This window comes from Streptomyces sp. NPDC058637, assembly GCF_042717325.1.
Lineage (GTDB): Bacteria > Actinomycetota > Actinomycetes > Streptomycetales > Streptomycetaceae > Streptomyces.
Window position 1 is genome coordinate 36,983 of sequence record NZ_JBHXRD010000017.1, and the last position, 23,188, is coordinate 60,170.

Consider the following 23,188-nt stretch of genomic DNA (forward strand, 5'->3'; position numbering starts at 1 on the left):
GTCAGGGAGCCCACGCTACGGCGCTCATGGTGCCGACGGGGCCTCCGGGGCGGGAGCGTTGGGCGTCGTCGTGGGCGGGGCCGGACGGTGACGACGCGGCAGACGGCCGCGGAGCAGCCGCCACAGACCCGCCAGGACGGCCGCCGCGGCCAGGAACGGAGCCGTGGCACCGATCGCCACAGCGATCCACCGCAGCATCGTCACGAACGCGTCCCAGCCGCCGGCCAGCGCGTCCAGGAAGCCCGTGTCCTCGTCCTCGGGATCCTTCCCGTCCTCGTACGGCTCGCCGAGTTCGAGTGTGATCGTCGCCAGCGAGGTGCGGTCCTCCAGGGACGCCTGCCGGGCGAGCAGCGACTCCAGATCGGCCTGACGCCTGCTCAGCTCGCCCTCCAGCGTCACCACGTCGGTGAGCTTCTCGGCCTTGTCCATCAGGTCCCGGACCCGGACGACGCTCGCCCGCTGGGTGGCGATCCGGCTCTCCACGTCGACGACCTGGCCGGTGACGTCCTTCGCGTTCGACGTACGGGACCGGAGCTTCCCGGTCCCCGCGAGCTCCCGCAGCACCGCGTCGTAGCGCTCCTGGGGCACGCGCAGCACGAGGTGCGACATCTCGTGGGTGTCGTCGACGCGTTCCGTGGTCTCCTCCGAGACGAGCCCCCCGGCCCTCTCCGCCACCCCACGGGCGGTGGCGACCGCCTTCGGCACGCTCTTCACCTCGATGGCGAGGACCGCCGTGCGGATGACATGGACTGCGCCCGTCGCCTCCGGCTTCGGTGCGGCCGAGGCGCCGGCCCCGTACCTGGCCGCCTCCTTGCTGTCCGCGTTCGCGCCGGAGCCCAGCCCCCTCTGGTCGGCGGCGGCGACGCCCTTGTCGCTCGACGCGCTGTCGTCGGCACCGCACGCGCCGGTAGCCAGCAGCACGACGAGCACCCCGGCGGCCAGGGCGGCGCGCGGACGGCGTGCGGGACGCGGGAGCGGGCGTGCGGGTGGACGGTTGTCCACGTGGTGGTCGATCTTCATGACGAGTCCCCCCAGGGCCGTTGTCGATGTGCCGGTTCGACGTACGGGACCCTGCGCGGGTTGCCCATCAGCGGTTTCGAAGTGGTCACGTTCGGGACTCGACAGCGGTTTGAGAGAGTGGACTCATGCAGTCTCCTCTTCAGCGCGACACCACGCGTACGGGCCATGTCGTCGTCGTCGGCGGTGGCATCGCCGGACTTGCCGCCGCCCACCGGCTGCTCTCCACCGGCCTCCGGGTCACCGTCCTGGAGGCGACCGGGCGGCTCGGCGGCAAGCTGATGACCGGCGAGATCGCGGGCACCCGGGTCGACCTCGGCGCCGAGTCGATGCTCGCCCGCCGCCCCGAGGCGGTCGAGCTCGCCACCGCCGCCGGCCTCGGCGACCGGCTGCGGCCGCCCGCCACCGCCACCGCCTCGGTCTGGACCCGCGACGCCCTGCGCCCCATGCCCAAGGGCCATGTGATGGGCGTGCCCGGCGACCCGGACGCGCTCAGCGGTGTGCTCTCCCCCGAGGGACTGGCCAGGATCGCCCAGGAACGCGACCTCACCCCGACCGCCGTCGGCGAGGACGTCGCGGTCGGCGCGTACGTAGCCGACCGGCTCGGCCGCGAGGTCGTCGACCGGCTCGTGGAGCCGCTGCTCGGCGGGGTGTACGCGGGCGACGCCTACCGGATCTCGATGCGCGCCGCCGTACCGCAGCTCTTCGAGGCCGTGAAGGAGGGCGGCTCGCTCCTCGACGCGGTCCGGCGCGTCCAGGAGCGGGCGGCCGCCCGGCAGCGGACCGGACCGGTCTTCCAGGGCATCGACGGCGGCATCGGCACCCTGCCGGACGCCGTGGCCGACGCCGTGCGCGCCGGAGGGGCGGACATCCTCCTCGCCACCCCCGTACTCGGGCTGACCCGGACCGCGCAGGGCTGGGACGTACGCACCGACACCCGGGTGATCACCGCCGACGGCATCGTCCTGGCAACCCCGGCCTGGTCGGCGTCCACACTGCTCGCCGCGGAGAGCCCGGCCGCGTCCGTCGAGCTGGCCGCCGTCGAGTACGCCTCGATGGCCCTGGTCACCCTGGCCTTCCGGCGCTCCGACATCGCGGGCACCCCGGCGCTGCGAGGACGTTCGGGCTTCCTCGTCCCGCCCGTCGACGGACGCACCGTCAAGGCGTCGACCTTCTCCAGCAACAAGTGGCAGTGGGTCGCCGACGCCGCCCCCGACCTCTTCGTGCTGCGCACCTCCGTCGGCCGGTACGGCGAGGAGGAGCACCTGCACCGCGAGGACTCCGAACTCGTCGACGTGTCGCTGAGCGACCTCGCCGCCGCGACCGGGCTGAAGGCCCGCCCCGTGGACACCGAGGTGACCCGGTGGATCGGCGGACTGCCGCAGTACCCCGTGGGGCATCTGACCCGGGTCGCCCGGATCCGTGCCGAGGTCGCCGAACTGCCGGGGCTGCGGGTGTGCGGAGCGGTGTACGACGGGGTCGGCATCCCCGCCTGTGTCGCGAGCGCACGGCGGGCCGCGGACGAGATCGCCCGGCACCTCACGGGCGGGATCGCGGGCGAGACCGGGGAGGAGCACACGGGGGACATGGGGGATCGGACGGGGGAGCGGACAGGGGAGATCATCGCCACGTCGACCCGGGTTCAGGGCACTCGGAGCGAGGCGGGACAATAGCCGTATGAGTGCGCCAGAAAAGCTTCCGAACGCAGGCAAGAAGGCCAAGGACCTCAACGAGGTCATTCGCTACACCCTGTGGTCCGTCTTCAAGCTGCGAGATGTGCTTCCCGCCGACCGCGCCGGTTACGCCGACGAGGTCCAGGAGCTGTTCGACCAGCTCGCGGCCAAGGACGTCACGGTCCGCGGCACCTACGACGTGTCCGGTCTGCGGGCCGACGCCGATCTGATGATCTGGTGGCACGCCGAGACCTCCGACGCCCTCCAGGAGGCGTACAACCTCTTCCGGCGCACCACGCTGGGCCGCGCTCTGGAGCCGGTCTGGTCGAACATGGCGCTGCACCGCCCCGCCGAGTTCAACAAGTCCCACGTGCCGGCCTTCATGGCCGACGAGGAGCCGCGCGCCTACGTCAGCGTGTACCCCTTCGTCCGCAGCTACGACTGGTACCTGCTCCCGGACGAGGACCGCCGCCGCATGCTCGCGGACCACGGCAAGATGGCCCGCGGCTTCCCCGACGTGCGCGCCAACACCGTCCCCTCCTTCTCGCTCGGCGACTACGAGTGGGTCCTGGCGTTCGAGGCCGACGAGCTGTACCGCATCGTCGACCTCATGCGTCACCTGCGGGCCTCCGAGGCACGGCTGCACGTCCGTGAGGAGGTCCCGTTCTACACGGGGCGCAGGAAGTCCGTCGCAGACTTGGTGGCCGGTCTCGCATAACCAGCGTTTCCGGTCACCCAGACCCGGAAGATCAGTTGGCGGGCTACGGCGCCGGCGCCGGCGCAGCCGCCCGTCGTTCCAGCGACACCGGGTCCGGTTCCGGGCACATCGGCCGGTACCGGCGAACTGCGGTGACCCGCGGGGGAGTCAGCCATTCCTCCCCGCAGGCCGCCGCTCCTCGCCGTGTACGGGCCGATGTGCCGCGGGCCGAACAGAGCACCGCGGAAGGGCCGTTCCCGTCGAGGGGGCGGCCCTTCCGCCGTCCTCCCTCGTGCCGTCCTCGGCCGCTCAATGGCCCGTATACGCCGTGCGGCCGTCGCGCAGGGCAGCCCTCAGCCCAGGGTCCTCCACCGCCCCCACCCCCCGTACGGCCACCGCGGCCAGCAGATCGCGGTCCGCGCCCCGCACCGGCGCCGGGAGCGAGTCCAGCCACCGCTGCCCGGACGGTGACGCCCAGGGGCTGTACGGATGGTTCTCCACCCGTGCGATGGCCAGGCAGCCCAGCGTCAGCACCAGCGGCAGCCCGAACCACGCCACCACCGGGCCCGCGTAGCCGGGTTCCTGACCCGGCAGCAGCACCGCGGCGGCTGCCAGCACCACCACCAGCACGGCCGCACCCCGCACCGCGCGCACCGCCGACGCCAGGGTCGTCCGGGTGCCGTGCGGTACGGCGAGGCCCGCCGCGACGAGCCGGTCGGCGAGGGCGCGTACGGCGTCGGCGGCGGCGGCCGACGCCCGTATCGGCGCTATGCGGGACTGGCCCTCCGGGCCGATCGCCCGGATCACGGTGCGCTCCACCTCGTCCCGGCCCTCCGGATCCACGACCGTCGCCCAGCCCGTGTGCGCGAGCAGCAGACGGCGCCGCAGATGCATGGAGACCAGCGCCAGGTCGGCGACCCGCTGCGGGCCGCCGGCCAGGAAAGCCGTCTCGTACAGGTTGAGTTCGTGAAGGGCGGGTGCACGGACGGCCTCGGCCGACCGCTGGGCCGCGCCCGCGGTGACGAGGCAGAGCCGGATGCAGGAGACGGCCGACGCGCCCCACGCGACCAGAAGAAGCAAGACCCAGAGCATGGCCAGGTTCTATGCGAGATGGGCAAGGAAGCGCCATGGGTTGTTCACGATATGGACGACTTACGGTCACGGACGGTCATCGGTGGCCGAATCCATACGTTCAGGAGCTGCTGCCGCAGCTGGACCCGCCGCCGCCGCTGCTGCTGCTGCTGCTGCCGCAACTCGAACCACTGCTGCTGCAACTGGACCCGCTGCTTCCGCCGCAGCCCGACCCGCCGCCCGAACCTCCGCCGCAGCCCGATCCGGAACTGCAGGAGGATCCCGTCCCGTGGCCGCCACCGCCGCCGGAACTCCCGCAACTCCCGCTGCCCGGGCCCGCCCCGGCGCACCACACCACGGGCAGGAGCACGGCGCCCGTGGCGTACGAGTCCGTCGACGGGGAGTACGGGGCGGAGGACGGCGAGGGGCGCCGGGCGGAAGGATGCCGCGCGGCTGCCAGCAACTGCCCCTGGAGCACCGGGTCGGGGAGCGCGCGCAGCCCCACGGTGGCCACCAGGTGGGCCGGGTCCGGCACGTGGGCGTGGGCGGCCCGGTATCCGTCGGCGGCCAGGCGGCCGGCCCGGGTGACCCGGGCCCTGGCCGACGCGGCGACGACGAAACCGACGACGCCGCCGGTCACGAGCGCGGGCAGCACCTTCAGGATGAAGGGGAACGGCATGTCCGCGTAGCCCTCGTGCAGGGCGTACTGCACGAAGGTCAGCACCAGGCCGACGGGGAAGGCCACCGTGCACACGACCCCCTGGGTGAGCGCCCGGCGGCGGCGGGTCAGGCTCTCGCCCGGCGCGACCATCAGCCCGCGGGCGGCGAGACCGTCACCGATCTCCTGCACCGCCGGATGCCGCATCACGGCCGACCGGAGGGTGTGCAGGGCCCCGCTCGGGGCGACGGACAACTCCTGGAGCACGGCACGCTCCACCACGTCACGGGCCTCCGCCCGCTGTACGGCGACGATGCCGGGGCCGCCGATGACCAGCCGTCCGTCCGTGTACAGGGCGGTGAGCGCGGTGTCCACGACCCTGGCCGGGCCGCCGCCGAGGAAGGCGGCCTCGGACCGGTCGTGCACGTACACGGGGCCGCCGCCGCCACCACGACGGCCGGCTTTGCGGGCCGAGACGATCAGGAGCGTCGAGGAGACGGCCACGGCGAGGGTCAGCACAAGAGCGAGGACGTTCATCGGGGTCCCCTTCCCATGAGGGCGGCACGGGCCGCCCGGACGAACGCGGTGCTCCGGCGCGGCGGACGCGGCGCCGCCCGGTCCTGCCACCAGTGGGTCAGCCGGAGGCGGGCCGCGGCGTCCGCCGGACGGCCCGTGATGAGCAGCCGCTCGGCGAAGTCCAGGGCGTCGCGGCGGTATCCGGCGGACATCGGCCGGGTCCTGGCGTACCCGAGGAACGCCTCGCGGTAGCCGGCGCCGAGGATCTCGGGGAGCTCCGGTGCCACCTTGGCGACGACCTCGGCGCGCTTGGCGGCCAGGGCGCGGCTCTGCACCCCGAGCCGCCGGTGGTCGAAGCCCTCCGGTGCCGGCGCGCCGGCGACCAGCGAGGACAGCAGCGACGCCTGGGCCAGACCGAGCCGTTCACGGGCGCCGGCCGTCCGTCCGGCCGGCTCCGGGGGCCGGCCGGGCCGCCGGAGCACGGGCGCCGGAGTGCCGGCAGCGGCGGCCAGCGTGGCGCGGATCGCGGTCAGTTCGCCCGCGAGCTCGGACGCCGGGGGGAAGTCGTCGTCCCGCTCCAGCAGCACACCCGGCGGATCGACCCGCGAGCGGAGCTCGGCCAGCACGTCCAGGACGGGCCGGGTCACCGGATGGGCGTGCGTGTCGTGCCAGACCCCGTCCTTCTCGACGCCGCCCGCCACATGGACGTACGCGATGGCCTCGACCGGTAGTTCGCCGAGGGCCGTCGCGGGATCCTCGCCCCGGTTGACGTGGTTGGTGTGCAGATTGGCCACGTCGATGAGCAGTCGCACCCCCGTGCGCTCGACCAGCTCGGCGAGGAACTCCCCCTCGGTCAGCTCCTCACCCGGCCAGGAGATCAGAGCCGCGATGTTCTCCAGGGCCAGCGGCACGGGCAGCGAGTCCTGCGCGATCCGGACGTTCTCGCAGAGCACCTCCAGCGCGTCCCAGGTCCGCGGTACGGGCAGCAGATGCCCCGCCTCCAGCCCCGGCGACGCGGTGAGCGGGCCCCCGGCCCGTACGAACGCGATGTGCTCCGTGACGAGTGGTGTGTCCAGCAGGGCGGCCCGCGCCGCCAGGCCGGCGAGGCGTCCCGCGTCGGGGCGGCCGGCCCCGCCGAGGCCCAGCGAGACACCGTGCGGGACGACGGTGACGCCGCGCTCCCTGAGGCGTACGAGCGAGTCGGGGAGGTGATCGGCGCAGATGTTCTCCGCGACCACCTCGACCCAGTCGATCCCGGGCAGCGCCTCCACGGCGTCCTCGATCTCGGGCCGCCAGCCGATACCGGTTCCCAGCTTCATCCCGTCCCCCCTCGTCCGCTCCATCGCTTCGTGCGGGGGTGATGACCCGGCATGGCGGTGGTGAATCCGAAATGAAGGACGTTCAGAGGTGGATCTGAGGTTCCCGGGGCCGCGCGGCCGTGCTCAGGGCCGCGGCAGCGGCTCCAGGGTCGGCGGCACCGGGCGCGAGGTGAACGACTGGTCCCCGCTCGGCGTCACCGGCACCGGGACCTGCGGTAGGTTCCCGCCCGACGACATGGGCGGGCCCGAGGGGCTGGCCGTCGACGTGCCGGCCGCCTCGCGGGCCAGACCGTCGAAGTCGACGAATCCGGTGAGCTCCAGCATGGTGATGTGGTCCAGGACGGTCTGGTTGGCGTCCGAGGCCAGCTGTCGGATCAGCGCGTTGCGCGTGGTGTGCCGGACCTGGGCGATCAGCGAGAAGACCTTGCCGTGCGCGGCCCGCAGCAGATTGGCGAACTTGCGCTCGTACTCCTCGCCGCCCGCCGCGGTCAGCTCGCGCAGCCAGCCCTGCTGCTGCTCCGTCGGCTGGTTCGGCAGCTCCACCCCGAGCTTGGCGGCCACGTCCCTGGCCCGCCGGTCCAGGTCGGTGTGGCCGACCACCAGGTGATCGCCCGCCATCTTCACCGCCTCGCTCGGCGCCCGCTCGATCGCCTGCTGCCCCGCGGGCAGCTCCCACAGCCCCGCCAGCCGCACCTTGACCAGGAAGTCCCGGTCGGTCGCGGAGAGCGGGCCCCACTGGGTCGCGACGCTGGAGGCGTTCAGATTGGCCTCACCGGTGCCCGAGCGGTCCGAGTAGGACCACACCGGATAGGCGAGCGCGCCGAGCGTGGCGACCAGTGCCGCGATGATGAGGGCCGTTCCGTTGATGCGTCGCAACGTGTGTCTCCCGGGCCGATACGTGACAGCTCTGAACCAACCGCCAACTGACTCGGCTTGCAACCTACTTGGCGGTAATGCCGGTACGGCGGTACCGGGAGATACGTAGATCGGCGCAGGGATGTTCAACAGCACGGCAGGATGTCCGACCGCGCTGTTCCGGGGACCCGCTGTCCCGGTGCCCGGCCGCGCGGCCCGGTGCTCAGCGGCGCAGTGCCGGGTGGTCCGCGACCACGGTGCAGGATCCCGGCGCGATCTCGGTGAATCCGGCGTCCCGCACCACCGGCAGCCCGCTCACCGTGAGCTCCCGCCAGCGGGCCGCGTCGGGCGTGGCCACGGAGAGCGGGAAGCCGGCTTCCCGCCAGGCCTTGCGCTCCGTGTCCGACAGCTCCCACCAGGCGAGCTGCGCAGCGTGCCCGGCCTGGGCCATGGCCTTGCCCGCCGACATGCCCACGTCCGGATTCATCCACAGCACCGGCGCTGCGGGATCGGGTGCGGCCGGCGGCCCGGGATCGTCCAGATCCGTGCCCGACACCTGGAGCTTGGCCAGCTCCTTGGGCCAGCCGTCCAGGGGCACCGGCGGGAACACCCGTACCTCGGCGTGCTCACCCGTGACCGTGATCCCGGGCAGCGCGGACGCCTTGCGCCACTCCGCGCCCCGCGCCCGCCGCACCACCTTGCGGATCCGGGCGTCCTGCCAGTCCCGCATCACCCGCGCCCACTCGCCCTCGCCGAGCGAACGCTCGTCGGAGAGCATCGTCAGCACCGCACGGGCGGCGGTCCGCAACGCGTCGGTGCGCGCCGGGGGATCCGTCTTCTCCAGGCGCACCACCAGCGGCAGCACGAACTGTGGAGCCTCGTCGCGGGAGGTCGGCTCCGTGCGGAACGGGCTGTCCGCAGACTCTGGAACCGCCTCGGGGGCGGGCTGGGGAAGGGGCTCGGGAAGGTCGTCGCTGCTCACGGACTCCAGTCTGCCAGGCCCGCGGAAACCGTTTCTTGCTGGAACGAAGGGCTCCGGGTGAGGATGCGGGCATGAAGAGCGATCTCTTTTCCAGTGAGCACATGGCCCAGCAGGCCACCGCCCCCGGCATGTCCCTGCAGAACGCCAAGTCCATCAAGTACGCCGTCAACGGCGAGATGCACGCGCGTCAGGGATCGATGATCGCTTACCGCGGCGATCTGCAGTTCGAGCGCAAGGGGCAGGGCATCGGCGGCATGCTCAAGCGCGCGGTCACCGGCGAGGGGCTGCCGCTCATGGCCGTCCGTGGCCAGGGCGAGGCGTGGTTCGCCCACGAGGCGGCCAGCTGCTTCATCGTGGAGATGGAACAGGGCGACGTCCTGACCATCAACGGCCGCAACGTCCTGTGTTTCGACGCGAGCCTCGCGTACGAGATCAAGACGGTGAAGGGGGCCGGCATGACCGGCGGCGGCCTCTTCAACAGCGTCTTCAGCGGCTACGGCAAGCTCGGCCTGATATGCGACGGCCAGCCCATCGTGATCCCCGTCACGGCCCGGCAGCCGGTGTACGTCGACACGGACGCGGTCGTCGGCTGGAGTGCCCAGCTGTCCACCACGCTGCACCGCTCGCAGAGCTTCGGCTCGATGGTGCGCGGCGGCTCCGGCGAGGCCGTCCAGCTGATGCTGCAGGGCGAGGGATTCGTGATCGTCCGGCCCAGCGAGCTCAAGCCGGAGAAGGCGTCGGCCAACTGACCTCGCCGGTCGGTACGCTCGGAGCCATGGACGATTCGTACTGTGCTGCGCCCGCGCCGGCCCCCGTACCCGCCGACGCGGGCCCGCCGTACGCCGAGTGCGTGCTGTGCCGGAAGCCGACCGAGTACCCGGAGGCGACCGAGGGCAGCACCCTGTGCCCCGTCTGCGAGTGGCAGGAGGCGGGCCGCACGGCCTGCTCCGGTTGACGGGGCGGTCGTGCGCGCGGGGCGTGGGCGGCCGGCCGGCCCTCAGCCCCGCATGAGCTCGGAGACCTTGACGAAGCGGTAGCCCCGTTCGCGCAGCTCCGGGATCACCCGCAGCAGCGCCCGGTCGGTGACGGGGGCCGCGCTGCGCGTGCAGTGCATGACCACCAACGAGCCGGGCTCCACCCCGGCCAGCACCTGTTCGGCCACCGCGTCCGCGTCCGTGGCGAACGCGTCCCCGCTGACGACGTCCCACTGCACCGCAGTGACCCCCGTAGGTGCCAGGGCCTTCAGCGACGCGTCGTCGTAGCAGCCACCGGGGAAGCGGAAGTACGGCACGACATTGCGTGCCCCCGTCTTCCGGATCGCGGTGAAGGCCCGTTCCACATCGGCCCGCATATCGGCCTTCGCCACGACCGGCAGTCCGTAGCAGGGCGTGGCGAAGGCGTAGTGGCTGTACGAGTGGTTGGCGATCTCGAACAGCGGATCGGTGCCGATCGAGCGGGCCTGGGACGGGTACTCCTGCGCCCACCGCCCGGTCATGAAGACCGTCGACGGCACCCTCAGCCGGCGCAGCAGCGCGATCAGGCCCGGGTTGTCGAAGTGCTCGCCCGCCGCGGCACGCGCCCCCTGATCCGCCGTCATGTCCGCGTCGAAGGTGAGCGCCACGACCTTGTCGGCCGCGGGAGTCCCGCCGTCGGCCCCGGCGGCCCGGCGCTCGAAGACCGGGGTCAGGCCCTGCGGCCCCGGCGCCATCGTCGGCGGCCGCTCCTCCGCCCGCACCGTGGGGACGGCGGTAGGGCTCTCCGGGGGTGCGAGGGCGGCGGTCCGCGAGACCTCCGGGCTGCCGCAGCCGGTGAGGACCACACCCAGAACCGTGAGTGCTGTCATCGTACGAACAGATTTGATCACCGGGAGACGTTAGCTGATGGATGATCAGAATCTGTTCAGGCTCTCCGGCCCCTCCTCCTGCGCACCCGGGGCCGCCCTAGGCACTCCGGCACGGCACACGGAACCGTCGCGACGGTCGCCGCGGGGGCGGGCGCGGGCATCGCCGCCCGGCCCCGCGGCCCGCTCCCGGTCGCTCAGCGCCAGGGACCCGTCACCGCGAACGTCGTCCCCGGCGTGTAGCAGTTCACGAACATGGTCCCGCCGTCCGGTGAGAACGTGACCCCCGCGAACTCGCCCCACTCGGGGTCCTCGGCCGTCCCGGTGTTCTGCCGCCCCCGCGCCATCGGATAGACCTCTCCGCGCCGCGTCACCCCGAGCACGTGCTGCGCGCCGCCACCGTCCTCGCACACCATCAGCCCGCCGTCGGCGGCGAGGCAGATGTTGTCCGGGGACTCACCGGGCAGCTGGACGTCCGTGTCCGGGCCGAAGACGACCACCAGCGTGAGCCGGCGCCGCTTCGGCTCGTAGCGCCAGACCTGCCCGAAGTGGTCGCCCGCCGACCCCTCCGCACTGCGCGCGAAGCTGGAGACGAAATAGACCGACGAGCCGCCCCAGTAACACCCCTCCAGCTTCTGGGCGTGCGTGACGCCCTTCGGCCCGAAGTCCTGCAGCCGGATCGGCGTCGCGGCGGCCAGTGGATCAGGGACCGGGACCCACTCGACCCGGTCGAAACCCGCACCGGTCTCCTGGACCGCGGACAGGTCGGGCAACCCCGGGACCCGCATGGCTTCGAGCGCGCCCCCGGCCTGCAGTGAACCCGTGCCACCGAGCGGCTTCCCGGGCAGGAAGCGGTAGAAGAGCCCGAACGGCCGCTCGAACGCGTCCTCGGTCTCGTACACGACCCCGCTCTTCGGATCGACCGCGATCGCCTCGTGCTGGAAGCGGCCCATCGCGGTCAGGGGTACGGCCCCGGTGCGGCGCGGATCGGCGCCGTCCACCTCGAAGACGAAGCCGTGGTCCTTCGTGTAGCCGTTGGTACCGGCCTTGTCCTCGGTCTCCTCGCAGGTCAGCCAGGTGTTCCACGGCGTGGGACCCCCCGCGCAGTTGACGGCCGTACCGGCGATGGCGACCCGCTCGCCGAGCACGTTGTTCCGGCTGTCGAGCTCCAGGACCGTACAACCGCCCTTGCCCACCGGGTCGTACGTGAGGCCCTCGACCGTCGGGACGCCGATCTTTCCCGTGACCCGGTTCTCATGGTTGCGCACCAGATGGACCCGGCCGTGGCGGCCGGCGAAGGCGGCCATGCCGTCGTGATTGCCGGGCACGGGACCCTCGCCGGAGCGGAGCGGGTCGCCCTCGCGGGAGAGCACCCGGTAGCGGAAACCTTTCGGCAGATCGAGCAGGCCGCCGGGGTCCGGCAGGAGGGGGCCGTAGCCGCTGTGGCCACGCGCGGCTGCCGTGCCCGCGAAGAGTTCGGTGAAGGCCCCGGCGAAGGCGATGGAAGCGGCGGTCGCGCCGCCGCGGGCCAGGACCTGGCGTCGTGTCGCGAGTCGTCGTGTTTCGGAGGACATGAGGCAACTCCCTGTTGGCGGACAGGTGTAGTGACCCGCATGTGTGTACCACGCGTCGTGTCACGCGGGAACCATGCGGGTCACCGTGCCTTGATGTGCCCCAGGGGCGAAAGCGGCCTCCGGGACGGGTGAGGTCAGTCCAGCGACGCGGTGAGCGTGATGGTCGTGCCCGTGAGTGCCTGGCTGACCGGGCAGTTCGCCTTGGCGTCCTCGGCGGCCTTCACGAAGCCCGCCTCGTCCAGACCGGGAACGACGCCCGCCACCGTGAGGTGGATGCCGGTGATGCCGGTGCCGGGCTGGAACGTGACGTCGGCCTGGGTGGTCAGCCGGGTGGGCGGGTTGCCCGCCGACGCCAGGCCGTTGGAGAGCGCCATCGAGAAGCAGCTGGAGTGCGCGGCCGCGATGAGCTCCTCCGGGCTGGTCTTGCCGTTCGCCTTCTCCGCGCGGGACGGCCAGGAGACCGGGAACTCCCCGATCTCGGAGGAGTCGAGGGTGACGACGCCCTTGCCCTCGAGCAGGTTGCCTTCCCAGACCGTGTGCGCCTGACGCGTGGTAGCCATGCTGGATCCCTTCAGAACGGTGTGCGCGGTTGAACGGGACGTACGAGGCACCCGGGAGCACCTCGTACGCGGTACGCCCCCGAACCTACTGCGCCACCAGTCCCTTTGCGTCACGCGCCAGTGCGGTCAGCCGGGAGATCGCCCGGAAATACTTCTTCCGGTACCCGCCGTTCAGCATCTCCTCACTGAACAAGCGGTCGAACGGGAGGCCGGACGCGAGCACCGGGACCTCGCGGTCGTAGAGCCGGTCCGCGAGCACCACCAGGCGCAGGGCCGTCGACTGGTCGGGGACCGGCCGCACATCCGTGAGGCAGACCGCCGTGATCCCGTCCGTCAGCGCGCCGTAGCGGCTCGGGTGGACCCGCGCGAGGTGGTCGAGCAGGGAGGGGAAGTCGTCGAGGGAGGCCCCGGGAGTGGCGTACGCGGCCCGGGTGACCTGCTCGTCGGAGTACGGCGGCGGGGCCTCGGGCAGCCCGCGGTGCCGGTAGTCCTCGCCGTCGATCCGCAGCGGCCGGAAATGGGAGGCGAGGCCCTGGATCTCGCGCAGGAAGTCGGCCGAGGCGAAACGGCCCTCGCCGAGCTTGCCGGGCAGGGTGTTCGAGGTGGCGGCCAGCGCGACCCCCGCCTCCACGAGCCTGCCGAGCAGGGACGACACCAGGACCGTGTCACCCGGGTCGTCCAGTTCGAATTCGTCGATGCACAGGAGCCGGTGGCCGCTCAGGGTCTGCACGGTCTGCTGGAAGCCCAGCGCGCCGACCAGGTTCGTCAGCTCGACGAACGTGCCGAAGGCCTTCAGCGAAGGGGCGGCCGGGGTGGCGTGCCACAGGGAGGCCAGCAGGTGGGTCTTGCCGACGCCGTAACCGCCGTCGAGGTAGACCCCCCGGGGCCCGGCAGGCGGCGCCGGCTTCTTGCCGAACCGCCCACCCGTCGCCCGCCACCACCCCTCGACGGACGCGCTTCCGGCTCTTCCCTTCCTGCCCGCACCACTGGCGTGCGCCCCGCCGAGGCCACCGGCGAAATCGCCGAGCACCCTGACGGCCTCGGTCTGGCTCGGCTGGTTCGGGTCGGGTACGTACGTATCGAAACGCACCGAGTCGAAGCGCGGCGGCGGCACCATCTCCGCGACCAGACGGTCGGCGGGGACGCGCGGCTCGAGGGCGCACAGGGACTGCGGGGCCGTTTCGGCTATGGGGCTCTGCCCCGGCACGGCGGAGGAGGAGGACGACACAACTCTCCACCTTAAGGGCCGTGCCAGACTGCGGGGCATGCGACGCCTGCTCCCTGTGACGGACCTGACACCCACGGCCGCCGGTACCCCCGCCGCCACCGATCGCGAGTGGACCCTCGACGAACTGGCCGAGGCCTACGTCTACCCCGGGGGCGACCGTGCCTGGCTGCGCGCCAACATGGTGTCCACCCTGGACGGCGCCGCCCACCACGACGGCCGCTCCCAGGGCATCTCCTCCGCGTCCGACATGCGGATCTTCGGCACCCTGCGGGGGCTGGCCGACGCGGTCGTCGTCGGCGCCGAGACCGTGCGCAAGGAGGGCTACCGGCCCGCCAGGGCACGGGACGCCTTCGCCGCACGCCGCGCGGCGGCCGGGCAGGGTCCCGCACCCGCGATCGCCGTCGTGAGCGCGAGCCTGGATCTGGACTTCTCCCTGCCGCTCTTCGCCTCGCCGCTGGTCGCGACCCTGGTGGTCACCGGGGCCGCGGCACCGGCCGGCCGGATCCGCGCGGCCCGGGAGGCGGGTGCCGAGGTGCTGATCGCGGGGGACGGCGCGGGCGTCGATCCGGCACGTGCCGTCGCCGAGCTGGCCGCGCGCGGGCACACCCGGCTGCTCACGGAGGGCGGACCACGGCTGCTCGGCCAGTTCGTGGCGGCGGGGGTGCTGGACGAGCTCTGCCTGACCCTGTCCCCGATGCTCGTCGCCGGAGGCGCGCAGCGGATCTCGGACGGCCCGCCGGTGATCGTGCCGGAACGTTTCTCCCTCGTGTCGCTGCTGGAGGAGGCAGGATTCCTCTTCAGCCGGTACGGGAAGATCTGACACTTAGCGGAATTTGTCGTTCCGGTTAGCTGCAGGTGGGCACTATTAGTCCTGCAACCCCGTGCAATTGCGGGGAAGGATGGTTTCAGCAGCAGCGGCCGTCCAGGGCCGATGAGATGAAACGGAAGGGCGCCTGCCGTGTTCACAAGCGTTTTGATGATCGAGAAGCCCCTCACTCCCGAGGACGTGGAATTCGTCACGACCCTCCACGGCGAGGAGCGGATCTCGTTCGTCGTACTGATGCAGCCGCGCGGTGACCAGGCCGACGTCCTGCTCCGGGCGATCGACGACGTGGCGCTCGGTGAACTGAGAGAAGCGGTCCGCGAGGGCGAGGAACCGGAAGGCAGGGCGGCGCAGGAACCCGCGGCGGTCGCCCTGGAGTACTCGCTCCAGGAACTGCGCAAGGCCGGGTCGGAAGCGGTCGGACAGGTGATCGAGGACCATCCCCTGGACAAGCTGAAGTCCGTGGTCGAGGACGCGGGGGCCGACGAGGTCATCGTGCTCACCGCCCCGCACTACGTGGAGGAGTTCTTCCACCGCGACTGGGCCTCCCGGGCCCGGCACAAGGTCGGCGTACCGGTGCTCAAGCTCTTCGCGCACAGCGAATAGGCTGGGGGCGGACCGCACCCACCTCGCACCCTCGGAGACGCACGCATGGCACCCGGTATTCCTGCCGCCCTGGAACGGCCGCACTTCATCGGCATCGGCGGCGCCGGAATGTCGGGCATCGCCAAGATCCTCGCCCAGCGGGGGGCGAAGGTGGCGGGCAGCGACGCCAAGGAGTCCGCCACCGCCGAGGCCCTGCGCGCGCTGGGGGCGACCGTCCACATCGGGCACGCCGCCGGTCATCTGTCGGACGACGCGTCCTGCGTGGTCGTCTCCAGCGCCATCCGCCCGGACAACCCCGAGCTGGCCCGCGCCGCGGAGCTGTCCGTCCCGGTCGTGCACCGCTCCGACGCGCTCGCCTCCCTGATGGAGGGCCTGCGCGCCATCGCGGTCGCCGGCACGCACGGCAAGACCACGACCACGTCGATGCTCGCCGTCGCCCTGTCGGAGCTGGCCCTCGACCCCTCGTACGCCATCGGCGGTGACCTGGAGGGCCCCGGCACCAACGCCGCGCACGGCGGCGGCGACATCTTCGTCGCCGAGGCCGACGAGAGCGACCGCAGTTTCCAGAAGTACGACCCCCAGGTCGCGATCGTCCTCAACGTCGAGCTGGACCACCACGCGAACTACGCCTCGATGGACGAGATCTACGACTCCTTCGAGACGTTCGTCGGCAAGGTCGTCCCCGGCGGCACGCTCGTCGTCTCCGCCGACCAGCCCGGCGCGGTGGAGCTGACCCGGCGGGTCCGCGACAGGGAGTCCCTCGACGTCGTCACCTACGGCGAGTCCGAGCACGCCGACGTACGCGTCCACAAGATCACCCCGCGCGGTCTGACCAGCGAGGTCACGGTCGTCCTCAACGGCAAGTACCTCACCTTCACGGTCTCCGTGCCCGGCAGCCACTACGCGCACAACGCGGTCGCGGCCCTCGCCGCCGGTGTCGCCCTAGGCATCCCGGCCCACAACCTGGCCTCCGCGCTCGGCAAGTACACCGGTGTTAAGCGCCGCCTCCAGCTCAAGGGCGAGGCGGCCGGCGTCCAGGTCATCGACTCGTACGCGCACCACCCCACGGAGATGACCGCCGACCTGGCGGCCATGCGCGGCGCGGCCACCGACGCCCGCCTGCTGGTGGTCTTCCAGCCCCACCTGTTCTCCCGCACCCAGGAGCTCGGCACCGAGATGGGGCAGGCGCTCGCCCTCGCCGACGCCTCCGTCGTGCTGGACATCTACCCGGCCCGCGAGGACCCGATCCCGGGCATCACCAGCAGCCTGATCATCGAAGCGGCGAAGACGGCCGGAGCCGACGTCACGGCCGTCCACGACCAGGCGGCCGTCCCCGCCGTCATCGCGGGAATGGCGAAGCCGGGCGATCTGGTTCTCACCATGGGAGCGGGCGACGTCACCGACCTCGGCCCGCAGATCCTGGACCACCTGTCGAGCTGAGGGAGCCACCGTGTCGTACGACGTCGAGAAGCCGGACGAGCAATGGCGGGCGGAGCTGAGCCCCGCCGAGTACGCGGTGCTGCGCAAGGCCGGCACCGAACCCGCGTTCGTCGGTGAGTACACCGACACCAAGACCGAGGGCGTCTATTCCTGCCGGGCCTGCGGCGCGGAGCTGTTCCGCTCCGACACCAAATTCGAGTCGCACTGCGGCTGGCCGTCCTTCTACGACCCGAAGGACACCGAAGCCGTCGAGCTGATCCAGGACACCAGCCTCGGCATGACCCGCACCGAGGTGCGCTGCTCCCGCTGCGGCTCGCACCTGGGCCACGTCTTCGAGGGCGAGGGCTACCCCACGCCCACGGACCAGCGGTACTGCATCAACTCGATCTCGCTGACGCTCGCGCCCGACGAGGGCTGAGCCGCCGGGGCGCGACCGCCGTCAGTCCTCCTCGGACCCGGCGGTCGCCTCGGCCCGCAGCAGCGGATGCCTGACCCCGGGGAACACCCGGGCCCGCACGACCTCTTCCGCCGACCCGCCCTGGACCACGGTCTCGGCGACGCCCCACGGCCGACCGGCCAGGCGGACGGTCAGGGTGTACGAGGACGAGCAGCCGAGGCACTCGTACCGGTCCGCCCAGACCTCCACGTCCGTGACGCTGCCCGGATAGCGCTTCACGTGCCGGTGCCGGGCGTGGCAGTGGTCGCACGTCTCGCCCGGCTCGCAGGTACCACCGCACGGGCAGGGCACGTCCAGCGACTCCGCGGGCTGCCAGCGCTGGACGAGCATGGCGTCGCGGGTCGCGCCCATGTCCTTCATCGCCTTCAGATTGCGCGCGGCGACGTTGTACGACTCGCCGGTCGCGGCCATCCGGTCCCGGATGACGTCCTTGCGCCCGCGGTTCGTCGTCATGTGTTCCTCCTGGGTGTACGCAGCCCGTCAGGAGGCCCACGAAATCGTCCTCCCTACGGTACCTGCCGCCGCACACCCGCGGGTGCGGCGGCCCGGGCCACCCGCACCCGTCGTCCGCGCCCTCATGGCGCGCCGATCCGGCCCACGAGGTCCGCGTGGTCGCGAGATCCGCGAGATCCGCGAGATCCGCGAGTTCGTGAGAATCCCATATGGCCTGGGTGCTACATCCGTCCGGTAATCGAACCTGGTTGCTGGTCCTGGTGCTCCCCGCGCACGGCGGCGCGCGCCGTCATCGAGTCAATGCGGCTTGTTTCTCCTGTGGGCTCCGAATTTTCTGTGAAGCGATGGTGAATTGAATCTTCATATGCTGATGGGAAAATCTTCTGACCATGACGAACCGTTTATCGGCGATCCGGTCAGGAGCCGTTCCGGGATGACCGAATCGCTACCTTGACCCGTTCTCGTGGCGCGATACACACTCGCAAGAGGCACTCATGCATCAGGAGCCACCAGCGCACACGGATGCGGATGGCCCTGCGAGACCAGATATCGCACGGGGTGAACGACGGGGGATGCACGCGGGGGATCGTGTGCGCATCGCGTATTCGACGTATGCGCGCAATTGTTTCTCCTCTCCTCTCATCTCTTGGTGCGCGAAGGGAATGGAGGGGGAATGCCGACGCACATGGGCTATCCCGGTGTGTACATCGAAGAACTTCCCAGCGGCGTCCGCACGATCGCCTCGGTCACCACCTCGGTGACCGCGTTCGTGGGGCACACCCGCCGGGGTCCGCTCAACCAACCGGTACGGGTGACCAGCTTCGCGGACTTCGAGCGCCGCTTCGGCGGGCTCACCTCGCAGAGCGCCCTCAGCTACGCGGTGCACCAGTTCTTCGGCAACGGCGGCACGCTCGCGGTGATCGTCCGGGTGGCCGAGGCCGGCACGGGAGAGGACGCCCGCGTCACCCTCCGCTCCACCGAGGGGCACAGCGAGTGCCCGGTGCTGGAGGTGCACGCGAAAGAGCCGGGGGTGTGGGGCTCGGTGCTGCGGGTGGCCGTCGACCACGACACTCCCGCGCCGGACCGGACGTTCAACCTCCAGATCCTCGACGCCCGCGGCGGAGCCCGGGAGTCCTTCACCGGCCTTTCCATGGACGCCGGCCACGGCCGCTTCGTCGAGACCGTCGTCAACGCGGGTTCCTCCCTCGTCCGGGTGAAGGCACTCGACGAGGACCGGCCCGACCCGTCCGGCACGGTCTCCAAGCCCTTCGCGGCGGACCTGCCCGGCCTGGAGGTCGAACTGAAGGTCAAGATCGGCGACGTGGAGCGTGAGTTCACACTCTTCGAACCCGACCGCGACGGTGAACCGCCGAGCAGCGTCACCGAGCTGGCCCTCCTGCTGGAGCGCAAGCTGCGCGCGCTGCCCGACGCCCCCGGCAGGCACGCCTTCGCCGGGTCCGAGGTCACCGCCTTCGGCAGGCGGCTCCAGGTCGTCGCCGGGTCCGTCGATCCGGACGACGTCGTCCGCTTCATCGGCGAGTGCGCCAACGACCTGGGACTCGAAGCCTCCGTCAATCCGCCCGTCTTCCCGCTGGAGGGCGGCAAGGACGGCGACCCGCCCGGCCCGCGCGACCTCATCGGCAGCGAGGGGAGCAAGACCGGCCTCCAGGCGCTGCGCGACGTGGACGACGTCAACCTGCTGGCGCTGCCGGAACTGTCGGCGTACGAGTCCACCGAGGACATGGTCACCGTCCTCTCGGCGGCCGAGCAGCTCTGCCAGGAGCGGCGGATCTTCCTGCTCGTCGACTCACCCTCGACCTGGGGCAGCGTCGACGCCGCGCGGGCCGGGATCGGCGCGTTCGAGCCCGTACGCAGCAACCACGCGGGGCTGTACTTCCCGCATCTGCGGCTGACCGACCCGCTGACCGGGCGGCTGCGTTCCTTCCCGCCGTCCGGTGCCGTCGCCGGGGTCATCGCCCGCACCGACGGCGAGCGCGGGGTGTGGAAGGCACCGGCCGGCACCGAGGCACGCCTCGCCGGCGTCCGGTCCCTGACGGTCAGGCTGACCGACCGGGAGAACGGACTGCTCCACCCGCTGGGCGTGAACTGCCTGCGTACCTTCCCCGTGGTGGGGCCGCTCGTCTGGGGCGCCCGCACGCTGGAGGGCGCGGACGCGCTCGACAGCGAGTGGAAGTACGTGCCGGTGCGCCGGCTCGCGCTGCACGTCGAGGAGAGCCTCTACCGCGGTCTGCAGTGGGTCGTCTTCGAACCCAACGACGAGCAGCTGTGGCAGCAGATCCGGCTCAAGGCGTCGGCCTACCTCAACGACCTGTTCCGGCAGGGCGCGTTCAAGGGCGGCACACCGCGCGAGGCGTACTTCGTGAAGTGCGACAAGGACACCACCACCGACGCCGACATCGAACGCGGAGTGGTCAACGTCGTGATCGGTATCGCCCCGGTCAAGCCCGCGGAGTTCGTGATCGTAAAGATCCAGCAGTTCGCCGGGCAGTTCGACCTCTCGTAGCCGACGACCCGTAGTCAAGGAAAAGGAACACGAAGGAAACCGATGGCTGAGTTCCAGATCAACGCCCATCGCTTCGACCCCTACAAGAATTTCAAGTTCCTGGTCCTCTGGGACGGTCGAACGGTCGCGGGTATCAGCAAGATCAGTCCCCTGAAACGCACCACCGAGGTGGTCAAACACCGCCACGGCGGTGATCCCAGCTCACCGCGCAAATCGCCGGGCCGATCCGAGTTCGAGGGCGTCACACTCGAACGCGGTGTCACCCATGATCCCGAATTCGACCGCTGGGCCAACAAGGTCTGGCAGGTGGGCGCCGGTCTCGGCTCGGAGGTCTCGCTCCGGGACTTCCGTAAGGACATCATCATCCAGGTGCTCAACGAGGCAGGACAGGTGGCCATATCGCACAAGCTCTACCGGGCCTGGGTCAGTGAGTACCAGGTCGTCGGCGAACTCGACGCGAACGCCAACGCCGTCGCCATCCAGAGCGTGAAGCTGGAGTGCGAGGGCTGGGAACGCGACTACGAGATCCCGGAACCCGTCGAGCCGTCGTTCACCCACCCGGCCTGAACGTCGTCGTGACACCAGGAACGGCCCCGGTGGGGCCCGCCGAACTCCTGGCCGCCTGGGAGACCGGGCTGCTTCTGGGCGCGGCGGAGAAATCGCTGCTGCTGCACCGGACGGCCCGCCCGGGGGCCGGCACCGACGCATTGCTGTCGGTGCCGGTCGGCGAGCGGGAGGCGGATCTGTTCGCGCTGCGCCGGTCGCTCTTCGGCGAACTGATGCAGGTGCGGATCGAGTGCGGCACCTGCGGCGAGGCCATGGAATTCGACCTCGACGCCGGTGCGCTGGGCGTCCGTCCGGCCGCCGGGGACCGGCTGCTGCGCGTGGCGGAGGACGACTGGGTGGTCGACTTCCGGCTGCCCACCGTCGCCGACCTCGCGGCAGCCGGTGCGGCCGGTTCGCCCGACGGGGCCCGCCGGCGGCTGGTGACGGACTGCACGGTGCGGGCACTGCGGGGCGGAGAACCCGTCGCCACGGAACGACTGGCCGCCCTGCTGCCCGAACGGGTGGAGCGGCTCGTCGCGGAGAAGGCCGCCGAGGCGGACCCCACGGCCGAGGTGACGCTGAACGTCGCCTGCCCCGAATGCGGCGAGGCCACCCGGGCCGAGCTGGACATCACCTCCTACCTCTGGACCGAACTGGACAACTGGGCGCGGGACCTGCTTGTCGACGTCCATCTGCTCGCCACCGCCTACGGGTGGAGCGAGCCGCACATCCTGGCGCTCAGCCCCCTCCGGCGCCGCTACTACCTGGAGCTGTGTACCGATGGCTGACTACTTCGACCGGCTGCTCGCCCGGTACACGCCGGTGGCCGCGACCGGCGGCGCGCGCGTCCGGGTGCGGCCCCGGCTGGCCGGTCCGTTCGAACGGGCCGAGGCACTGCGGTACGGCCCGCACGAGCCGGACGGACCGGCCGCGCTGCTCCCCTCCGCCCCCCGGGCCGCCACGGACCCGCCCCGGCCGGCCCGGGAGGTCCACACCGAGCGGCACACCGTGCTGCGTACCGAGCGGGCTCCGCGGCCCGGTGAAACGGCCCCGCGGGTCCGGCCCGCGGCAGCGGTCCCGTCACCGCTGCCGCGGCCCCCGGTGGCTCCGTCGCCGAAGGCCCGGCCCGCTGGGGCGGAAGAAGGCGTACATGCGGCGCGCCGGGGGCGGCAGTCCGCGCGGGAGGAACCCGCGTCGGTGCCCGTGGTGGCCGCACCGGCACAGTCCGCCGCCGCGCCGGCACGTGCGGCGGCGCTCCCCGTGCCGCGCGGCTCCGACTCCGCCGCCGCGCGGGGCGCGGCACCCGGACCGGTGGGGCGGCGCGCCCCACGCCCGGCCGAACGCGTCGTGCACGTACGGATCGGCCGGCTGGAGGTCAGTGCCGCGCCACCGCCCGGCGCGAACGCCTCACCGGCCGGGCGCCCCGCGCAGCCGGCCGGCCGGCCCGCACCCGTACTGACGCTGGACGACTACCTGTCGCGCGGCGGGAAGAGGGACTGACGACATGAGCAACGCACTCGCCGTCGCCACGGTCACCCAGGCGCTCGCCCTGCTCATCGAGAGCAACCTGGGACCCGAGATGGACATCGCGGTCAAGGTGGAGACCCGTAAGCCGCCGGTGGAGCCACCGGGCGAGCCGACCGTCACGGTGTTCCTCTACCAGGTGACCCCGAACCCCGCGATGCGCAACAACGACCTGCCGACGCGTACCGCCGACGGCACCCTGCGCAACCGGGCGGCCGCACCGCTGGACCTCCACTACGTGATCAGCGCGTACGGGGAGGAGACGGAGCTGGTCGGGCAGCGGCTGCTGGGCTGTGTGATCCGGACCCTGCACGAGATTCCCGTACTGCCCAGGGAACTGATCGAACTGGCCGCCGAGCGACCGCATCTGGCAGGCAGCGATCTGGCGGACTCGCCCCAGAAGGTCCGCTTCACGCCGACCGTCATGGACGTCGACGAGACGTCCAAGCTCTGGGGAATGCTGCACCAGACCCCGTACACCCTGTCGGTGGCCTACCAGGCGTCGCTGGTGGTGATCGAGGGCCGCGGGAAGCCTGCCCCGGCGAAGCCCGTGGACAAACACACGGTACGGGTGGTGCCGTTCGGGGCGCCGGGGGCGCCGGTGCCGCCCGGCACGGACGGAGATGCCGGGGTTGTCGGGGTTGCCGGGGTTTCACGGGCGCCTGTCACTCCGGCCGCCCCCACGAAGAAGGCCCCGGCGCACAAGACCGCGAAGGCGTCGGCCAAGCCCACCAGGGCCGCGGCCAGGCGAACCGCTCCGCCGCGCCCCCGCAGGCCGGCCACGAGCGACACGCCGACGCCGGACGACAAGGGCTGAGCCGCGGT

General features: G+C 71.9%; 24 protein-coding genes. 13 read left to right on the top strand and 11 right to left on the bottom strand.

All coding sequences use genetic code 11. From position 1 onward, the window contains the following. Positions 1–24 precede the first annotated feature (24 nt). Positions 25–1,020 carry a DUF4349 domain-containing protein gene (locus ACFWVP_RS18760; RefSeq protein WP_384497933.1) on the bottom strand — a complete coding sequence of 332 codons (996 nt, stop codon included), beginning with the start codon at positions 1,018–1,020 and terminating at the stop codon, positions 25–27. A gap of 125 nt (positions 1,021–1,145) precedes the next feature. Here ACFWVP_RS18760 and hemG point away from each other — a divergent pair, with 125 nt between their 5' ends. After that, positions 1,146–2,690 carry a protoporphyrinogen oxidase gene (hemG, locus tag ACFWVP_RS18765; RefSeq protein WP_384497935.1) on the top strand — a complete coding sequence of 515 codons (1,545 nt, stop codon included), beginning with the start codon at positions 1,146–1,148 and terminating at the stop codon, positions 2,688–2,690. Between the two features lie 4 nt (positions 2,691–2,694). Continuing rightward, a complete protein-coding gene (hemQ, locus tag ACFWVP_RS18770; RefSeq protein WP_384497937.1) occupies positions 2,695–3,408 on the top strand; it encodes a hydrogen peroxide-dependent heme synthase in 714 nt (237 codons plus the stop codon). Positions 3,409–3,696: 288 nt separating this feature from the next. On the opposite strand, the gene ACFWVP_RS18775 is transcribed toward hemQ, so the two are convergent. The 5 genes from ACFWVP_RS18775 to ACFWVP_RS18795 form a co-directional block, all read right to left on the bottom strand. After that, positions 3,697–4,479: a TIGR04222 domain-containing membrane protein gene (locus tag ACFWVP_RS18775; protein ID WP_384497939.1), complete on the bottom strand. Its 783-nt coding sequence runs from the start codon at positions 4,477–4,479 to the stop codon at positions 3,697–3,699. Positions 4,480–4,579: 100 nt separating this feature from the next. After that, positions 4,580–5,653: a TIGR04222 domain-containing membrane protein gene (locus ACFWVP_RS18780; protein ID WP_384497940.1), complete on the bottom strand. Its 1,074-nt coding sequence runs from the start codon at positions 5,651–5,653 to the stop codon at positions 4,580–4,582. Continuing rightward, a complete protein-coding gene (locus tag ACFWVP_RS18785) occupies positions 5,650–6,951 on the bottom strand; it encodes a DUF692 domain-containing protein (protein ID WP_384497942.1) in 1,302 nt (433 codons plus the stop codon). Before ACFWVP_RS18785 ends, ACFWVP_RS18780 begins: the two co-directional genes overlap by 4 nt. Before the next feature lie 123 nt (positions 6,952–7,074). Next, the gene (locus ACFWVP_RS18790; RefSeq protein ID WP_384497944.1) at positions 7,075–7,827 is read right to left on the bottom strand and encodes a DUF4142 domain-containing protein; all 753 of its coding nucleotides are present in this window, start codon (positions 7,825–7,827) and stop codon (positions 7,075–7,077) included. Positions 7,828–8,029: 202 nt separating this feature from the next. Then, positions 8,030–8,788: a peptidyl-tRNA hydrolase gene (locus tag ACFWVP_RS18795; protein WP_384497946.1), complete on the bottom strand. Its 759-nt coding sequence runs from the start codon at positions 8,786–8,788 to the stop codon at positions 8,030–8,032. 71 nt (positions 8,789–8,859) lie between these two features. Between ACFWVP_RS18795 and ACFWVP_RS18800 the strand changes: the two genes are divergently transcribed. Then, positions 8,860–9,537 carry an AIM24 family protein gene (locus ACFWVP_RS18800; protein WP_384497948.1) on the top strand — a complete coding sequence of 226 codons (678 nt, stop codon included), beginning with the start codon at positions 8,860–8,862 and terminating at the stop codon, positions 9,535–9,537. Positions 9,538–9,563: 26 nt separating this feature from the next. Beyond that, positions 9,564–9,743, top strand: a complete 180-nt coding sequence (locus tag ACFWVP_RS18805; RefSeq protein ID WP_384497950.1) for a hypothetical protein — start codon at positions 9,564–9,566, stop codon at positions 9,741–9,743. 42 nt (positions 9,744–9,785) lie between these two features. Here the strand turns inward: ACFWVP_RS18805 and ACFWVP_RS18810 are convergent, their stop codons facing one another. The 4 genes from ACFWVP_RS18810 to zapE form a co-directional block, all read right to left on the bottom strand. After that, positions 9,786–10,631: a polysaccharide deacetylase family protein gene (locus ACFWVP_RS18810; RefSeq protein WP_384497952.1), complete on the bottom strand. Its 846-nt coding sequence runs from the start codon at positions 10,629–10,631 to the stop codon at positions 9,786–9,788. A 194-nt stretch (positions 10,632–10,825) separates the two neighbouring features. Beyond that, the gene (locus ACFWVP_RS18815) at positions 10,826–12,202 is read right to left on the bottom strand and encodes an alkaline phosphatase PhoX (protein ID WP_384497954.1); all 1,377 of its coding nucleotides are present in this window, start codon (positions 12,200–12,202) and stop codon (positions 10,826–10,828) included. A 134-nt stretch (positions 12,203–12,336) separates the two neighbouring features. Continuing rightward, positions 12,337–12,762, bottom strand: a complete 426-nt coding sequence (locus tag ACFWVP_RS18820) for an OsmC family protein (RefSeq protein ID WP_384497956.1) — start codon at positions 12,760–12,762, stop codon at positions 12,337–12,339. A gap of 85 nt (positions 12,763–12,847) precedes the next feature. After that, a complete protein-coding gene (gene zapE, locus ACFWVP_RS18825) occupies positions 12,848–14,029 on the bottom strand; it encodes a cell division protein ZapE (RefSeq protein WP_384497958.1) in 1,182 nt (393 codons plus the stop codon). On the opposite strand from zapE, the gene ACFWVP_RS18830 reads away from it, so the two are divergent. The 4 genes from ACFWVP_RS18830 (at position 14,028) to msrB (ending at position 17,277) form a co-directional block, all read left to right on the top strand. Continuing rightward, entirely contained in the window at positions 14,028–14,810 is a 783-nt protein-coding gene (locus ACFWVP_RS18830; RefSeq protein ID WP_384497960.1) for a pyrimidine reductase family protein, read from the top strand. The genes zapE and ACFWVP_RS18830 overlap by 2 nt on opposite strands. A 156-nt stretch (positions 14,811–14,966) precedes the next feature. Beyond that, positions 14,967–15,419, top strand: coding sequence for an indole-3-glycerol phosphate synthase (locus ACFWVP_RS18835; RefSeq protein ID WP_384497961.1), 453 nt, complete (start codon positions 14,967–14,969; stop codon positions 15,417–15,419). Between the two features lie 45 nt (positions 15,420–15,464). Then, entirely contained in the window at positions 15,465–16,859 is a 1,395-nt protein-coding gene (murC, locus tag ACFWVP_RS18840) for a UDP-N-acetylmuramate--L-alanine ligase (RefSeq protein WP_384497962.1), read from the top strand. Positions 16,860–16,869: 10 nt separating this feature from the next. Then, complete coding sequence (gene msrB / locus ACFWVP_RS18845; protein ID WP_384497963.1) at positions 16,870–17,277, top strand: peptide-methionine (R)-S-oxide reductase MsrB; 408 nt, start codon at positions 16,870–16,872, stop codon at positions 17,275–17,277. 21 nt (positions 17,278–17,298) lie between these two features. Here msrB and ACFWVP_RS18850 read toward each other — a convergent pair whose 3' ends face one another. Next, complete coding sequence (locus ACFWVP_RS18850) at positions 17,299–17,769, bottom strand: hypothetical protein (RefSeq protein WP_384497965.1); 471 nt, start codon at positions 17,767–17,769, stop codon at positions 17,299–17,301. Positions 17,770–18,442: 673 nt separating this feature from the next. On the opposite strand from ACFWVP_RS18850, the gene ACFWVP_RS18855 reads away from it, so the two are divergent. Genes ACFWVP_RS18855 through ACFWVP_RS18875 form a run of 5 tightly spaced genes read left to right on the top strand, consistent with a single transcriptional unit; the run spans position 18,443 to position 23,180 of the window. Then, positions 18,443–20,293 (top strand): phage tail sheath C-terminal domain-containing protein, encoded by a 1,851-nt coding sequence (locus tag ACFWVP_RS18855; RefSeq protein ID WP_384497966.1) that lies wholly within the window; start codon positions 18,443–18,445, stop codon positions 20,291–20,293. A gap of 42 nt (positions 20,294–20,335) precedes the next feature. Continuing rightward, a complete protein-coding gene (locus tag ACFWVP_RS18860) occupies positions 20,336–20,860 on the top strand; it encodes a phage tail protein (RefSeq protein ID WP_384497968.1) in 525 nt (174 codons plus the stop codon). 8 nt (positions 20,861–20,868) lie between these two features. Continuing rightward, positions 20,869–21,627 (top strand): hypothetical protein, encoded by a 759-nt coding sequence (locus ACFWVP_RS18865; RefSeq protein ID WP_384497969.1) that lies wholly within the window; start codon positions 20,869–20,871, stop codon positions 21,625–21,627. Further along, on the top strand, positions 21,620–22,339 hold the full coding sequence (locus tag ACFWVP_RS18870) for a hypothetical protein (protein ID WP_384497970.1): 720 nt from the start codon (positions 21,620–21,622) through the stop codon (positions 22,337–22,339). The genes ACFWVP_RS18865 and ACFWVP_RS18870 overlap by 8 nt, the downstream gene beginning before the upstream one ends. Positions 22,340–22,343: 4 nt before the next feature. Continuing rightward, a complete protein-coding gene (locus ACFWVP_RS18875) occupies positions 22,344–23,180 on the top strand; it encodes a DUF4255 domain-containing protein (protein WP_384497972.1) in 837 nt (278 codons plus the stop codon). Positions 23,181–23,188 lie beyond the last annotated feature (8 nt).

Bases quoted from the DNA above. Each gene is read 5' to 3' on its own strand.
- ACFWVP_RS18760 (WP_384497933.1), bottom strand. From the start codon at position 1,020: ATGAAGATCGACCACCACGTGGACAACCGTCCACCCGCACGCCCGCTC.
- hemG (WP_384497935.1), top strand. From the start codon at position 1,146: ATGCAGTCTCCTCTTCAGCGCGACACCACGCGTACGGGCCATGTCGTC.
- hemQ (WP_384497937.1), top strand. From the start codon at position 2,695: ATGAGTGCGCCAGAAAAGCTTCCGAACGCAGGCAAGAAGGCCAAGGAC.
- ACFWVP_RS18775 (WP_384497939.1), bottom strand. From the start codon at position 4,479: ATGCTCTGGGTCTTGCTTCTTCTGGTCGCGTGGGGCGCGTCGGCCGTC.
- ACFWVP_RS18780 (WP_384497940.1), bottom strand. From the start codon at position 5,653: ATGAACGTCCTCGCTCTTGTGCTGACCCTCGCCGTGGCCGTCTCCTCG.
- ACFWVP_RS18785 (WP_384497942.1), bottom strand. From the start codon at position 6,951: ATGAAGCTGGGAACCGGTATCGGCTGGCGGCCCGAGATCGAGGACGCC.
- ACFWVP_RS18800 (WP_384497948.1), top strand. From the start codon at position 8,860: ATGAAGAGCGATCTCTTTTCCAGTGAGCACATGGCCCAGCAGGCCACC.
- ACFWVP_RS18805 (WP_384497950.1), top strand. From the start codon at position 9,564: ATGGACGATTCGTACTGTGCTGCGCCCGCGCCGGCCCCCGTACCCGCC.
- ACFWVP_RS18810 (WP_384497952.1), bottom strand. From the start codon at position 10,631: ATGACAGCACTCACGGTTCTGGGTGTGGTCCTCACCGGCTGCGGCAGC.
- ACFWVP_RS18815 (WP_384497954.1), bottom strand. From the start codon at position 12,202: ATGTCCTCCGAAACACGACGACTCGCGACACGACGCCAGGTCCTGGCC.
- ACFWVP_RS18820 (WP_384497956.1), bottom strand. From the start codon at position 12,762: ATGGCTACCACGCGTCAGGCGCACACGGTCTGGGAAGGCAACCTGCTC.
- ACFWVP_RS18830 (WP_384497960.1), top strand. From the start codon at position 14,028: ATGCGACGCCTGCTCCCTGTGACGGACCTGACACCCACGGCCGCCGGT.
- zapE (WP_384497958.1), bottom strand. From the start codon at position 14,029: ATGCCCCGCAGTCTGGCACGGCCCTTAAGGTGGAGAGTTGTGTCGTCC.
- ACFWVP_RS18835 (WP_384497961.1), top strand. From the start codon at position 14,967: ATGATCGAGAAGCCCCTCACTCCCGAGGACGTGGAATTCGTCACGACC.
- murC (WP_384497962.1), top strand. From the start codon at position 15,465: ATGGCACCCGGTATTCCTGCCGCCCTGGAACGGCCGCACTTCATCGGC.
- ACFWVP_RS18850 (WP_384497965.1), bottom strand. From the start codon at position 17,769: ATGACGACGAACCGCGGGCGCAAGGACGTCATCCGGGACCGGATGGCC.
- ACFWVP_RS18855 (WP_384497966.1), top strand. From the start codon at position 18,443: ATGCCGACGCACATGGGCTATCCCGGTGTGTACATCGAAGAACTTCCC.
- ACFWVP_RS18860 (WP_384497968.1), top strand. From the start codon at position 20,336: ATGGCTGAGTTCCAGATCAACGCCCATCGCTTCGACCCCTACAAGAAT.
- ACFWVP_RS18870 (WP_384497970.1), top strand. From the start codon at position 21,620: ATGGCTGACTACTTCGACCGGCTGCTCGCCCGGTACACGCCGGTGGCC.
- ACFWVP_RS18875 (WP_384497972.1), top strand. From the start codon at position 22,344: ATGAGCAACGCACTCGCCGTCGCCACGGTCACCCAGGCGCTCGCCCTG.